Below are 12,906 nucleotides of genomic sequence, written 5' to 3' on the forward strand. Positions count from 1 at the left end.
AAATTTTAGCCGTTCAATCTTAAACAAGAAATCATAGTAATAATTGATTACCACTTCAATAAAACTCGTTGTGCTGAAAAACCTGGTCCGAAGCTTAACATAATTCCTTTTTCATCCTTTTTGGGTTTTTGCTGAAGAATACGTTCGAGAACAAATAAAACGGTTGCGCTACTCATGTTTCCAAATAACTGTAAAACAGCTTTAGTGTCGTTGATGTTTTTTCCTAAATCTGAAAATAAATGCTCCACGGTTTGAATGATTTTTTTTCCGCCAGGATGAAATATTAAATGGTCGATTTCTTCAATTTTGGTATTGTATTTAGCTAAAAACGGATGAATTATTTTAGGAAAATGATCGGCTATGGTTTGTGGAACTTCAATATCTAAAATCATTTTTAAACCTGAGTTCGTCAAATCAAAACCCATCATGTGTGTGGCATCGTAAAAATGATACATGCCTTCCCCAAGAATACTTGGACCTTGATCTTTTTCATTAGACGATAATAAAACACAAGCCGCTCCATCGCCAAAAATTGCTGCACTTACCATATTGGCCATGCTCATATCGTTCAATTGAAAAGTAGCAGTTGGTGCTTCAAATGCAACAACAGCAGCACGTTTATTAGGATTGGCTGCTAAAAATTGCTTGGCATAAATAATTCCTGAAATTCCAGCTGCACAACCCATTTCGGTTACGGGTAAGCGAATAACATCTTCGCGTAAACCCAATTCATTTATTAAATAAGCATCTAAAGAAGGAATCATAATTCCTGTACAGCTTACCGTAATAATATAATCTAAATCGCTTGCTTCCCAATCGGCATCTTTTAATGCTTTTTGAAGCACTTTTTTGCCTAAAGACTTGGCTTCGCGCTCATAAATTTTGTTTTTATCTTCAAAAGATGTTGCCGTAAAAACTTCTTCAGGATCCATGATAGAATAGCGTTGGTCTACTCCTGCTCCTTCAAATAACTTTACTACTTTTCGTCTAAAACGATCATCTTCGTTGGCAAGCCATAATTCTACAAAAGGAATTACTTCGGCTGTAGTTTTGGAGTATTCGGGTAATTGACTTACCGCACTTGTTATTTTTACACTCATTTGTTTTGTATTATCCATTGATATCTAAACGCCCAAAACCATTTTAAACTATGTTTTTTTATTGAAACTTGTTGGGCATAATTATTAAAATCTTGTTGCTTGAAACCGCGTAAAATTGAAATTAATCCATCATGTTTAGCAATTTTACTTTTAATGAAGAAAAAACCATAAAGTTTGAAAAGCACATAAGCTAATTTGCTGCGATGCAAATCGTTAATTATAATTCCTATGTTAGCTTGTTGTTGAAGCACTTGCAATAATTGAACTAATTTTTCATCTTTAAAGTGATGAAAAGTTAAGGTAGAAATAAATACATCTACATTAAGCGTATGCAACTTCTTAGAAAACACATCCATACATTGAAAAGACAAATTAGTAAATTCTTTAGAAGCTTTTTTTGCTATTTGTATACAATCAGGATTCGCATCGATACCTATAAATTGAAGCTTTATAGCTTGTTTTTCTCCCCATTGAGCTAATTTTCGTAAACTAGCTCCACTTCCACATCCTACATCTACAATGGTAAATGTAGAATGAACAGCAGGTTTAATTATTTTTTTAATTCCGTTTATACTAACCCGATGTCCACCTAAGGCAGCATTAATTTGATCTATGCTTTTTAAAACTCGCTCTAATTCTTTACCATTAAAATCAAACTCATCCATAATTTCAGGAAGTTCGCTTCTTTTTTTAGTAGATATACCTAGCATACAATTGGTTTTCCGTGGGTTTGTTGAATCATTTTTTTGACTAAAAATGGGACTTTTGTACCAATTTCAATACCTATATTAGTCAGTTGATCGTGCATTAGTAATTTTTGAAAAAACCGACCATATCGCATTCGTTTTTGAAAAGTTTGTTGCCATTTTTGGCTGTAAGTTTCAAATAATAAGGACTTAGATTGATGCTTTTGAAAATCTAAAACTGCTTCTGATGCAATTTTAGCCGAATGAATTGCCATTGCCATTCCGTTGCCACATAAAGGGTGAATTAAACCAGCTGCATCACCTAGCATTAATATGTTGTTTTCTACAGCTTGTTTTGCTTCAAATGAAACTTGCGCGATAGCTAAGTGCTTTTCAAACACTAAGGAAGCTTCATCAAAAAAACGATTTAAGTGTTTGTTTTTTTTAAGTACATTTTCATTAAATTCATCTATGTTTTTATATTGTTTAAAGCTTTCGTATTTTGCCAAATAGCAAACATTTACATGATTGGTTTCCGTTAGGGACAAACCGCAATAACCACCATTAAAATTATGTAATTCTACTTTATGTTTAGCAAAATTTGGATGCGAATAATGAGCTTTTATACCTACCCAATGCGCTGGTTTAGCGATAAAATTTCTGTTAAAATGTTGGTCTAAATTAGAGCGCTTGCCAAAACTACCTAAGACTAATTCTGCATTTTGAGTATAATTTTGACTAGTTACTTGGTAGAATGCTTCAGTTTGAAAAACATCTTTTACCTTTTCAAAAATAAATTTTACTCCCAAGCTAAGTGCTTTTTTATACAGTAATTCATCAAAAGTATAGCGAGAAATTCCGAATCCACCTAAGCTTAAATTTTGTTGTATTTCTTTGCCTGACTGCGATGTAATAAGCAATTCATTAATTTCAGGAACTTGTAAAGCCTTTATATCGATGTGTAAATATTCAAGATAAGGTATTATTTCATTAGAAACATACTCTCCACAAACTTTATGTCTTGGATATTGATGACGTTCAAACACCAAAACAGTATTGTTTTGTTGCGCCAAATGAATAGCAGCCGTTAATCCAGCCAAACCACCACCCATTATAATTACGTCCCATTTTTTCACAGCTGAAAAATAAAACAAAAAAATCCCGATGCAGTACATCGGGATTGAAAAAGTAAATCTTTAACAAAAATTAATTGGCTTGTTCTTTAGCTTCTTGTTTTAATTCTTCATTAGCAACGATTGCTAATTCTACACGGCGATTTTTCGCTCTTCCTTCTTCGGTTTCATTATCGTGTTTTGGTCGCTCTTCGCCATACCATTCAGTTATTAAACGTTTACTCTCAATTCCGTTTTTAATTAAAAAATCGGTAACCGACATGGCTCTTCTTTTCGATAAATCCATATTATACGCATCACTTCCCGAACTATCCGTATGACCTTCAACCACAATATTAGTTTTAGGGTATTCCTTTAAAATTTCAATAAGTTTTGATAATGACTCTTTAGAATCGGCGTTAATTTGGTCTTTGTTGGTTGCAAAATAAACCCCAGAATTTTCATCGAAAGTAACAGCGATGCCTTCCCCTACTCGAACTACTTCAGCACCAGGTATTTCATCTTGTATTTTTTTAGCCTGTTCGTCCATTCGGTTACCAATATACGCACCCGAAGCACCACCAACCACTGCAGCAACAATAGCGCCTAAAGCTGAGTTTTTTCCATCGCCTAAATTATTGCCTAAAATGCCGCCAATTACAGCACCACCAGCCACTCCAATAGCAGTTCCACGTTGTGTACTGTTTGTATTTTTAACTGCTTCGCAAGCTAGGAGACTAAAGCTCAAGCTAACCAGCAGCAGAATTTTATTAAATCGTGTAAATTTCATAATCATAAATTTGTAATTAATTTCTTTCAAAGTTAAGACGAACAATCATAGGTTGCGATTGAAATTGAACATTTAAATCCCATATCATCAACGATTCAGATATCTTTTTAATTTGTAAGCGCGAACCTTCTTTCATTTTGCTTGCTTTTTCATCTTTTCCCATTTTTAAAATAACATTATAGGCATAACTAGTTGATGAGCTTTCTTCTACAGACCAAACCAAATTATGTGCTTGCGTTACGCAGTCTGTATTATAAATGTTGACCGTTCCCCGATTATTATTTGCAACAAACTTCCAAAGGGAAGATTCAAAACATGCTGCACTTGCTGTTTGAAACAAAGTAACATCAAAAAAACCAGAAGAATCTGGATAGGTAACTTCTTTTAAAATCCACTCACCATTAAAGGATTTTTCTGTTTCTTTTATTAGTTTAGATGAGCCGCAACTCAAAAATAAACATGCTGTGAATACAAGAAATATTTTATTCATAAATAGTAGTTTTTGCATATTCAAAATTACAAATTTTACTTCATAGAAGTTCACAATATTTATATAAGTTCTATAGTAATTAAACTTTGACATTCATCATTGTTTAAAGAAGCTAAAGACATTATATTTGAAAAAAATATAGAATTTATAATGAAAATAAACACATACATAGACCATACACTTTTAAAAGCTGATGCAACTTTAGCACAAATACAACAGCTCTGTGAAGAAGCAAAGACATACCAATTTGCTAGTGTTTGTATTCCTTCTTATTTTGTTGCAGATGCGTATAAAATACTTAGACAAACCAATGTAAAAGTTTGTACGGTGGTTGGTTTTCCACTAGGAAATTCTTCAACCGAAACAAAGGTTAGAGAAGCTCAAATTGCTATTGAAAATGGAGCCGAAGAAATTGATATGGTTATTAACCAAGCAGCAATAAAATCGAATAAATGGGATGATGTACAAAGTGATATTAGTCAAGTAAAAGTAGTTACAGGAAACTATATTTTAAAGGTAATATTAGAAACTTGTAATTTAACCGATGAAGAGATAGCTAGAGCTTGTCAGGAAGCAGACCGAGCGGGTGCTGATTTTGTAAAAACTTCAACTGGTTTTGCTTCAGATGGTGCAACTGTTGAAGCTGTTCAAATTATGAAAGCGAATATTAGCGCCAATGTAAAAATAAAAGCTTCTGGTGGAATTCGCGATTTAGAAACGGTACAAAAGTATATCGATTTAGGAGTAAGTAGAATTGGTGCATCATCAGGAGTTGCTATTATGGAAGGAACAGCATCAAATTCATCGTATTAAATATAATTTATGAGTATACACATCAACGCACAAAAAGGCGACATAGCAGAAACTATTTTACTTCCTGGAGATCCATTACGTGCAAAATGGATAGCAGAAACTTTTTTAGATAATCCAGTTTGCTTTAATGAAGTTCGCGGTATGTTAGGTTTTACTGGTACCTATAATGGTAATCGGGTTTCGGTAATGGGAAGTGGAATGGGAATTCCATCTATCAACATCTACGCTCACGAATTAATTACTGAATTTGGAGTAAAAAACTTAATTCGTGTAGGTAGCGCAGGTTCTATGCAAAAAGAAATTAAAATTCGCGATGTGGTGGTTGCTATGTCGGCTTCAACCAATAGTGGGTTGAATAAAACTCGATTCTTAGGTGGCGACTTTGCTCCTACGGCTAGTTTTCAACTTTTTAATAAAGCTATAGAAATTGCAAAAACTAAGCAAATTAAACTAAAAGCTGGAAATATACTTTCTTCGGATACATTTTATACCGATGATCCTGAAGAATGGAAACATTGGGCTAAATTTGGTGTGCTTTGTGTAGAAATGGAAGCAGCTGGCTTATACACAACTTGTGCGAAATACAATGTAAATGCATTGGCTTTACTAACAATTTCTGATAGTTTAGTAACTGGAGAAGTCACCACTTCTGAAGAAAGAGAAACTACGTTTAGTGAAATGGTGAAAATTGGTTTAAGCTTAGCTTAATGCAAAAATCACAAGCTTTTAAGCAACAAATTTGGGAACAATGCATCGGTTTTTTAAAAACACCAGATGTGTTGCTAAACAAGCAACTACTTCCCTATCCAAATCTAGAAGTGAAAATCAATCCGGGTGAAAACGTACAAGTATCCTATGAAACTATCCAAGAACTACAAAAACAGCAGTATTTAGGCAAACGAGTTGAATTATTTTTTAAAGAATGGCTAGAGAAGCAGCAAGAATCTAAATGCTTAGCTTTTAGTTTACAAATTATAAAAGATAAGCTTACTCTAGGCGAATTTGATTTTTTATGGAAAAAAGGAAATCATTATTTACACACTGAATTGGTATATAAACAGTATATTTTTATTCGTAATTTGGGTGAAAATGAACTAGAAAATTGGGTTGGTCCTAACAAAAAGGATTTTTTACATTGGAAATTAAAAAAACTAAAAGAGCGACAATTTCCTTTGTTGTATCAAGCTTCAACTGAAAAGATTTTAAAAGAAAAATTGAATCTAAAGTCAACAGATTTTCAACAAAACATATGTTTTAAAGCGCAAATGTTTATTCATTTTAAAGAAGAACAAAATCAATTTATAGGAATTAATTCAGATGCTATTTTAGGTCGATGGTATTATGCACACGAATTTAAGAATCAACTTTTTAATGCGTATAAATTTATGGTTTTGCCCAAACAAGATTGGCCAGTATTACCGCAAAAAGAAATTTGGTTGCCTTGGGAGACTTTCGATGAAATCCTAAAAAAAGTAAATCAATCCATACAACAGAAACGCTCGGTAAAATTATGGATGAAAACACCAGCTCAAATCTTTCAATTGTTTGTAATTTGGTAAGTTATGGAAGAGTTTCTTGTGGCTATAGTAGTATTAACAACTGATAAAGTAAATGCTAATGCTCCTAAATAAATACATAACAAAGCTGCATTAGCTTTCGGTTTAAGCAAACTCAGCAACATAACTTAAAATTGCATGATTAAAATCTTCAGCATGGTCTAAAATTTTCATTTCTATTGGAATATAGAACAATTGGTCTGAAGCTAAGCTTGTTTTTAAGCGCGTAAAATCTTTTTCAGTCGTTAGAATAATACGTTCTTGACGCATAATATTAATTTCACTTGCACTAAAATTATGATGGTCTTTAAATTTTAAGTGTTTTTGTGGCGGATTAATTTCATTTAAAAAATCTACCAAAGGCTTAGGATTAGCTATACCAGTTACTAAGGTATAATTTTGTAATTCACTGAGCTTAATTTTCGAATTTAAACCCTGAGCTTCTTTTTGATATGCAATGTAGCTAAAAAATACTTTTTGATGTTTTTGTAAATTTAACTGAAGTCTAATTTGGGTTTGTTCTTTTTCTGATAAACTCGGCGGGCATTTAGTAATAATAATGATGTCAGCTCGCTTCGCACCCGATTTTGGTTCACGTAAATTACCCGCAGGCAAAACAAAATCGTTTACATATAAGTCATTATAAACACTTAGTAAAATAGTAAACCCAGCTTGCACTTTTCGATGTTGGAAAGCATCGTCTAACAAAATTACCTCTGTATTTTTATCTTCCAAGATTTTTTGAATTCCATGAGCACGCAACTCATCCACAGCAACTTCAATTTCTGGAAACTTATTTTTAAACTGCAAGGGTTCATCGCCTACTTCAACAGCTTCATTTGAAGCATCAAGACTTACAAAGCCTTTTGTTTTTCTTCCATAACCACGACTTAGCGTAGCCACATGGTATTGGTTTTTCAACAAACGAATAAGATATTCGATTGTAGGCGATTTACCTGAGCCACCCATGCTTAAATTTCCTACACAAATTACTGGAACTGAAAATTGTTTGGATGAAAAAACACCCCAATCGTAAAACAAATTACGCAAGCTCAAAATTAGTGCATAAAGCCAAGTAAGAGGAAGTAAAAATTTTCTAAGTAATTTCATTAACACGAAAGTATAATTTTTATATTTATGAACTCAAAAAAAATATATGATTCTACAAGAAGTTATAAGCTTTTTAGAAGATTTTGCGCCAACGCATTATGCTGAAGATTTTGACAATGTAGGTTTGCTCGTTGGAGATACAAATCAAAAGGTTAATGGAATATTAGTTAGTTTAGATTGTTTAGAAGCAACTATTGATGAAGCAATTCAAAAAAAATGCAACTGTGTAGTTGCCTTCCACCCTATTATATTTAAAGGCTTAAAGAAAATTACTGGCAAAAACTATGTAGAGCGAACATTAATTAAAGCCATACAAAATAGCATAGCCATCTATGCCATACATACTGCATTAGACAATCACTACCAAGGGGTAAATTATCAAATGGGTAAACAATTGGGATTACAAAATATGGAAATTTTAATACCAAAACAAAAGAGTATTAAAAAACTAACTACCTATGTACCCAAAAAACATGCTCAAAAAGTAAAGGAAGCTTTATTTAAAGCTGGGGCAGGAAATATTGGAAATTATAGCAACTGTAGTTTTACAGTAGAAGGAAATGGAACTTTTTTGGGTAGTGAAACATCGAATCCACAATATGGCGAAAAAGGAAAATTACAAATTGAAGCTGAAACTCAAATTAATATTACGTTTGATGCGCATTTAACTTTGCAAGTAATTTCAACTTTAATAAAAAATCATCCATATGAAGAAGTTGCCTATGAAGTAGAAACACTAGAAAACACCAATCAACAACGAGGAATTGGTATGAGTGGATATTTAAAAAAACCAATTTCTGAAAAAGATTTTATTCAACTGCTTAAAAATACATTCGGAACACCTGTAATTAGACATTCAGATTATTTAGGAAAACCTATACATAAAATAGCTGTTTTAGGAGGAAGTGGTGCATTTGCTATTTCTAAAGCTAAAGCAGTACAAGCAGACGCTTATGTAACAGCAGATTTAAAATACCACGATTTTTACCAAGCCGAAAATAAGATTTTATTAGCCGATGTCGGTCATTATGAAAGTGAGCAATATACAAAAGCACTTTTACTTGCTTTACTTCAAGAAAAATTCACTAATTTTGCAATCGTTTTATCAGAAATAAATACCAACCCAATTCAATATAGTTGATTATGGCAAAGAAAAAAGAGGTTAGCATAGAGGAAAAGTTAAGAGCTCTGTATAATTTACAACTTGTAGATTCTCGCATTGACGAAATTAGAAACATGCGTGGTGAATTGCCTCTAGAAGTAGAAGATTTAGATGCAGAAGTGGAAGGCTTAAGCAAGCGTGTAGATAAATTAAACACCGAAGTAGAAGAAGCTGAAACTGCAATTAAAGAGAAAAAAATCTTTATTGATGAAGCCAATGCGCGCATTAAAAAATACAAAGACCAACAAGATAATGTTCGTAATAACCGCGAATTTGACTCTTTAAGCAAAGAAATTGAGTACCAAGAATTAGAAATTGAATTAGCTGAAAAGCATACTCGCGAATTTGGTGCTAAAATAGAGCATAAAAATCAGGTTATTGAAGAAACTAAAGCAAAGCTTGAAGAACGTCAGAATCATTTAGAACATAAGAAATCTGAACTAGATGGTATTTTAAAAGACACACAAAAAGAAGAAGACGCTTTGTCTAAAAAAGCTGAAACTTTAAAAAAAGATATCGAAGAGCGTTTAGTAAAAGCTTACGAGCGCATCCGTAAAAATGTAAAAAATGGCTTAGCGGTAGTAACCATACAACGTGGTGCTGCTGGTGGATCTTTCTTTACCATTCCCCCACAAGTACAAATGGAAATTGCTTCTCGACGAAAAATTATGACCGACGAACACAGCGGAAGGATTTTAGTTGACCAAGAATTGGCTAAGGAAGAAGAAGATAAAATGCACAAATTATTTGCTAATATCTAATTACATTTAACTTATTACATTGAAAAAGCCGTTCCTAATGGAAGCGGCTTTTTTATTTTATTAGATAAGCTAAAAATATATACGCTTTTGGTTACAACAAATTGTATACTGAAATACGAAAAAAATTGAATAGAAAAAATCTGTTTGTATTGGTTAAGTATTCATGAATACAGAAATTATTCTTCTCCTTCCATTCCTTTTAATATTTTTTCAACTTCTGCTTCAGTTTTGGATAAAATGCCTTTACAAGCTTCAATTAATTTTGAAGCACGTTCTACTTTTTCTGCTAAATCATCTACAGAAATTTCTTCATTTTCAATCTCGGTAACGATTTGTTCCAACTCTTCTAAAGCCTGATTATATTTCATTTTTTTCATTTCTGTATGTCTTTAATGGAACTTTTAATTTTTCCTTTACTGGTAAGGTTTTCAATAACATCACCTTTTTTTAAATTATCCAAATCGGTAATTATTTTACCTTTTTTCAAAATTAGTGAATATCCGCGTTTTAAAACATGTTCTGGCGATAGATACTTTACCCGCTGTTTTTGGTTGGCAAGCAATTGCTGATTTGAATTTAATATTTGATGCGATAATAAACTCAGTATTCTTTTTTGATGATTTAGCATTTGACTGGCAGTATGCAAGACAAAAACAGGTTTACGTTTTATACCATTTTGTATCTGAAATAAATTTTCTCTTGCAGAATTCACAATACGTGGAGAAGCCAATTGGCATTGGGTATTTAACTGCTTGATTTTTTGATATTGGAACCGTACTAAATTATGAACTTGTTTTTGTAAGTTTATGCTAATACCTTGTAAATACTTGTTTGTATAGATAAATGCATGGGAAACAGTAAGCTCAATTTGTTGTTGAGCTACTTCTACTCGTAAGGCAAAATCTTTAAACTTATGAATTACATCGTAAGCAAAATCAGTTGGTGTAATGCAATTTTTATGAGCAATCATTTCACAAACGGTTTCGTTGGTAGAATGACCAATTCCTGTATAAACCGGCAAGCTCATTTCGGCTAAAGTTTTGGCAACATCGAAGCTGTTGTAACAGTTCATCCCTACTTCGCCGCCACCACCACGAATTATACAAACCGCATCGAAAGCGGTTTTACGTTGCTCTATAAGTTGCAGTTGTTCTACAAGTTGTTGCTCTGCTTTATCACCTTGTAAAAGAGACGGAAAAAGTTGGTAGTGAATTTTAAACTCATTTTTATATTGGTTAATAATATTTAAAAAATCGGCATAACCTTTACTCGTATTGTAAGAAATGATTGCTAATCTTTTAATCAACAATGGGCTTGCTAAATTTTTATTTCTTAAAAATAAATCTTCTTGCTTTAATTTATATATGCATTTTTCTTTTTCAACGGCTAATTCGCCAAGAGTAAACTTAGGGTCAATACGCAAAATTTGAAGAGAAAAACCATAGGTTTGGTGATAAGAAACTTTAGCGCGAAACAAAATTTGCATTCCGTCTTCTAAAGGAGTTTTAGCAATCTGTAAAAAGTTTTTACTTATTTTTTGGTAATGTGTGGACCAAATAATAGAGCGCATTTGCGCTTTGATTTTACCATTTTTTCGTTCAACTAAGTCAGGAAAGCAATGTCCTGTTTTTGGATAATAATTTAATTTTGAGATTTCAGCTTTAATCCAAAAACCTGATTGGTAATGCTTTTCAATCATATTTTGAAGACTTTTACCAATATCAGAAAGTTGATATACTTTTACATCTGCCAAATTAAAATTTTACATTCTTCCTTTTAAAGCATTAAAAACCCAAGCAATAGCAAAAAAGCCAATTCCCACCGAAGCAAAACCCCAGCCTGCTATTTCACTGTACTTTGTAGCGCCAAGAATTATTAAGCCACAGCCTACAATAATCATGATTAAAGTAGCATACCCTAAAACTGTATTTTTATTCATCATTCCCATGCTTCATTTTTTTGAAAGCGCAAATATAGTAAATCTTTAGTATTGAAACTTGAACCGAGCCTTACTCAGCTACGAGTTCATTAATCAATTTATTTACTCGCTCACTATTCCAATCGGCTGCTCCAGTCTTTTCTATCCAAACCTGACCTTGCTTATCGATTAAGTAGGTAGTTGGCAATTGATTGCTTTGTAATATTTTTGGTGGATTTTGTAATTCATAATACACTGGTAAATCTAAGTTTTCTTTAGCCATAAACTCTTGGATGGCCGGTTGTTCATCGCGAGCTATAAAGTAAAAATCGACTTCATTTTTATGATTTGTGTATAATTTTTGAAGACTTGGCATTTCTGCAACACAAGGTCCACACCAAGAAGCCCAAAAGTTAATAAAAACAACTTTTCCTTTTGAAGAAGAAAAATTTTGAGACAATTCATTACTATCAATTAATCTCCAATTATAATTTGTAAGTTGTTTGAGCTCTGTTTCTTCTTCAATTGAAGGAGCAAAAGAAAAAACTCTATTAATAGCTACCTGCAAATGAAAACGTGTTGATGGAATTAAGAACAAAACAGCAAAAACAACAAAAAGCATATTGCTCCAGTTTTTCTGAAACCATGATTTTTTAGAATCTGAATTTTCTTTGTTCATTTTTATTTTTTTCTTGGTAAATAAACTAGCTTCTTTGTTTCGAAAAAAGATAGATTAAATAGCTCTTCTAAATTAAAAACTTCAACATTGGTATAAGCTGCTAATTCTTCAGATAAATCTCCACCTTTTAAATACAAAATACCATTTCTTCTTTCATGTCGGTTGGTACTGGATATTTTACCTTTTACCCAATGTGTAAAAGTTTGCATAGCAGCAACTGCTCTACTAACAATAAATTCAAATTGCGCATCTATATTTTCAACACGGTCGTTAATTGTTGTTACGTTTGTAAGTCCTAAGCCTTCCACTACTTCATCTACCACTTTAATTTTTTTTCCAATACTATCGACCAAAGTAAATTTACATTCTGGAAATAAAATGGCCAAAGGAATTCCTGGAAATCCACCACCTGTACCTACATCTAAAATTTCTGTTTCTGGTAAAAAAGGATTGATTTTCGCAATAGCTAAAGCATGCAATACATGGCGAGTATAAATTTCATCGATGTCTTTACGAGAAACTACATTTATTTTCTGATTCCAATCTTTATATAAATCAGCTATTTTATTGAATTGAAGGGTTTGATTTTCAGTTAAATCTGGAAAATAGTTTTGTATTTCTTTCAAATTGATTTTTTTTTCAAAAATACGAAAGTCAAATTCTTGGTTAAACTTTATGCATAAAAAATATGCCATATTCAGTTAATCTATTATTTTTGGGCTTATTGTA

General features: G+C 32.4%; 16 protein-coding genes. 5 read left to right on the top strand and 11 right to left on the bottom strand.

Annotated elements, in window-relative coordinates; all coding sequences use genetic code 11:
- Window positions 1–47 precede the first annotated feature (47 nt).
- The 5 genes from IEV63_RS09540 to IEV63_RS09560 all read right to left on the bottom strand — a co-directional run bounded on the left by IEV63_RS09540 (window position 48) and on the right by IEV63_RS09560 (window position 4,178).
- Entirely contained in the window at window positions 48–1,100 is a 1,053-nt protein-coding gene (locus IEV63_RS09540; RefSeq protein ID WP_188406583.1) for a type III polyketide synthase, read from the bottom strand.
- Window positions 1,097–1,810, bottom strand: coding sequence for a methyltransferase domain-containing protein (locus IEV63_RS09545; RefSeq protein ID WP_188406584.1), 714 nt, complete (start codon window positions 1,808–1,810; stop codon window positions 1,097–1,099). Before IEV63_RS09545 ends, IEV63_RS09540 begins: the two co-directional genes overlap by 4 nt.
- Window positions 1,804–2,922, bottom strand: a complete 1,119-nt coding sequence (locus IEV63_RS09550; RefSeq protein WP_188406585.1) for an NAD(P)/FAD-dependent oxidoreductase — start codon at window positions 2,920–2,922, stop codon at window positions 1,804–1,806. Before IEV63_RS09550 ends, IEV63_RS09545 begins: the two co-directional genes overlap by 7 nt.
- Window positions 2,923–2,992: 70 nt before the next feature.
- Window positions 2,993–3,688, bottom strand: coding sequence for a YiaD family glycine zipper/OmpA-like lipoprotein (locus tag IEV63_RS09555; protein ID WP_188406586.1), 696 nt, complete (start codon window positions 3,686–3,688; stop codon window positions 2,993–2,995).
- 16 nt (window positions 3,689–3,704) lie between these two features.
- Window positions 3,705–4,178 carry a lipocalin family protein gene (locus IEV63_RS09560; protein ID WP_188406587.1) on the bottom strand — a complete coding sequence of 158 codons (474 nt, stop codon included), beginning with the start codon at window positions 4,176–4,178 and terminating at the stop codon, window positions 3,705–3,707.
- A gap of 150 nt (window positions 4,179–4,328) precedes the next feature.
- On the opposite strand from IEV63_RS09560, the gene deoC reads away from it, so the two are divergent.
- The 3 genes from deoC to IEV63_RS09575 are packed head-to-tail and all read left to right on the top strand — an operon-like array spanning window position 4,329 to window position 6,550.
- Complete coding sequence (deoC, locus tag IEV63_RS09565; RefSeq protein WP_188406588.1) at window positions 4,329–4,991, top strand: deoxyribose-phosphate aldolase; 663 nt, start codon at window positions 4,329–4,331, stop codon at window positions 4,989–4,991.
- Window positions 4,992–5,000: 9 nt separating this feature from the next.
- Window positions 5,001–5,699 (top strand): purine-nucleoside phosphorylase, encoded by a 699-nt coding sequence (deoD, locus tag IEV63_RS09570; protein ID WP_188406589.1) that lies wholly within the window; start codon window positions 5,001–5,003, stop codon window positions 5,697–5,699.
- A complete protein-coding gene (locus tag IEV63_RS09575; protein ID WP_188406590.1) occupies window positions 5,699–6,550 on the top strand; it encodes a DUF1853 family protein in 852 nt (283 codons plus the stop codon). Before deoD ends, IEV63_RS09575 begins: the two co-directional genes overlap by 1 nt.
- Window positions 6,551–6,652: 102 nt before the next feature.
- Here the strand turns inward: IEV63_RS09575 and lpxK are convergent, their stop codons facing one another.
- Window positions 6,653–7,657 (bottom strand): tetraacyldisaccharide 4'-kinase, encoded by a 1,005-nt coding sequence (gene lpxK, locus IEV63_RS09580; RefSeq protein ID WP_188406591.1) that lies wholly within the window; start codon window positions 7,655–7,657, stop codon window positions 6,653–6,655.
- 46 nt (window positions 7,658–7,703) lie between these two features.
- On the opposite strand from lpxK, the gene IEV63_RS09585 reads away from it, so the two are divergent.
- Both IEV63_RS09585 and IEV63_RS09590 read left to right on the top strand, forming a co-directional pair.
- The gene (locus IEV63_RS09585; RefSeq protein ID WP_188406592.1) at window positions 7,704–8,798 is read left to right on the top strand and encodes a Nif3-like dinuclear metal center hexameric protein; all 1,095 of its coding nucleotides are present in this window, start codon (window positions 7,704–7,706) and stop codon (window positions 8,796–8,798) included.
- 2 nt (window positions 8,799–8,800) lie between these two features.
- Window positions 8,801–9,580, top strand: a complete 780-nt coding sequence (locus IEV63_RS09590) for a zinc ribbon domain-containing protein (protein ID WP_188406593.1) — start codon at window positions 8,801–8,803, stop codon at window positions 9,578–9,580.
- Window positions 9,581–9,756: 176 nt separating this feature from the next.
- On the opposite strand, the gene xseB is transcribed toward IEV63_RS09590, so the two are convergent.
- The 5 genes from xseB to rsmG all read right to left on the bottom strand — a co-directional run bounded on the left by xseB (window position 9,757) and on the right by rsmG (window position 12,803).
- Window positions 9,757–9,957: an exodeoxyribonuclease VII small subunit gene (gene xseB / locus IEV63_RS09595; protein WP_188406594.1), complete on the bottom strand. Its 201-nt coding sequence runs from the start codon at window positions 9,955–9,957 to the stop codon at window positions 9,757–9,759.
- Complete coding sequence (gene xseA / locus IEV63_RS09600) at window positions 9,954–11,333, bottom strand: exodeoxyribonuclease VII large subunit (protein WP_188406595.1); 1,380 nt, start codon at window positions 11,331–11,333, stop codon at window positions 9,954–9,956. Before xseA ends, xseB begins: the two co-directional genes overlap by 4 nt.
- A 9-nt stretch (window positions 11,334–11,342) precedes the next feature.
- Window positions 11,343–11,519, bottom strand: a complete 177-nt coding sequence (locus tag IEV63_RS09605) for a CAL67264 family membrane protein (RefSeq protein WP_229737229.1) — start codon at window positions 11,517–11,519, stop codon at window positions 11,343–11,345.
- 70 nt (window positions 11,520–11,589) lie between these two features.
- Complete coding sequence (locus IEV63_RS09610; protein WP_188406596.1) at window positions 11,590–12,177, bottom strand: TlpA family protein disulfide reductase; 588 nt, start codon at window positions 12,175–12,177, stop codon at window positions 11,590–11,592.
- 2 nt (window positions 12,178–12,179) lie between these two features.
- Entirely contained in the window at window positions 12,180–12,803 is a 624-nt protein-coding gene (rsmG, locus tag IEV63_RS09615; RefSeq protein WP_229737226.1) for a 16S rRNA (guanine(527)-N(7))-methyltransferase RsmG, read from the bottom strand.
- Window positions 12,804–12,906 lie beyond the last annotated feature (103 nt).

Origin of the sequence: Psychroflexus salis (assembly GCF_014640175.1) — a bacterium.
Classification (GTDB): domain Bacteria; phylum Bacteroidota; class Bacteroidia; order Flavobacteriales; family Flavobacteriaceae; genus Psychroflexus; species Psychroflexus salis.

What these genes read in the sequence shown, in the direction of transcription:
- xseB (WP_188406594.1), bottom strand. Translation starts at nt 9,957, where the DNA reads ATGAAAAAAATGAAATATAATCAGGCTTTAGAAGAGTTGGAACAAATC.
- IEV63_RS09585 (WP_188406592.1), top strand. Translation starts at nt 7,704, where the DNA reads ATGATTCTACAAGAAGTTATAAGCTTTTTAGAAGATTTTGCGCCAACG.
- IEV63_RS09575 (WP_188406590.1), top strand. Translation starts at nt 5,699, where the DNA reads ATGCAAAAATCACAAGCTTTTAAGCAACAAATTTGGGAACAATGCATC.
- IEV63_RS09610 (WP_188406596.1), bottom strand. Translation starts at nt 12,177, where the DNA reads ATGAACAAAGAAAATTCAGATTCTAAAAAATCATGGTTTCAGAAAAAC.
- deoD (WP_188406589.1), top strand. Translation starts at nt 5,001, where the DNA reads ATGAGTATACACATCAACGCACAAAAAGGCGACATAGCAGAAACTATT.
- IEV63_RS09545 (WP_188406584.1), bottom strand. Translation starts at nt 1,810, where the DNA reads ATGCTAGGTATATCTACTAAAAAAAGAAGCGAACTTCCTGAAATTATG.
- IEV63_RS09590 (WP_188406593.1), top strand. Translation starts at nt 8,801, where the DNA reads ATGGCAAAGAAAAAAGAGGTTAGCATAGAGGAAAAGTTAAGAGCTCTG.
- IEV63_RS09560 (WP_188406587.1), bottom strand. Translation starts at nt 4,178, where the DNA reads ATGAATAAAATATTTCTTGTATTCACAGCATGTTTATTTTTGAGTTGC.
- IEV63_RS09605 (WP_229737229.1), bottom strand. Translation starts at nt 11,519, where the DNA reads ATGAATAAAAATACAGTTTTAGGGTATGCTACTTTAATCATGATTATT.
- IEV63_RS09555 (WP_188406586.1), bottom strand. Translation starts at nt 3,688, where the DNA reads ATGAAATTTACACGATTTAATAAAATTCTGCTGCTGGTTAGCTTGAGC.
- deoC (WP_188406588.1), top strand. Translation starts at nt 4,329, where the DNA reads ATGAAAATAAACACATACATAGACCATACACTTTTAAAAGCTGATGCA.
- lpxK (WP_188406591.1), bottom strand. Translation starts at nt 7,657, where the DNA reads ATGAAATTACTTAGAAAATTTTTACTTCCTCTTACTTGGCTTTATGCA.
- IEV63_RS09540 (WP_188406583.1), bottom strand. Translation starts at nt 1,100, where the DNA reads ATGAGTGTAAAAATAACAAGTGCGGTAAGTCAATTACCCGAATACTCC.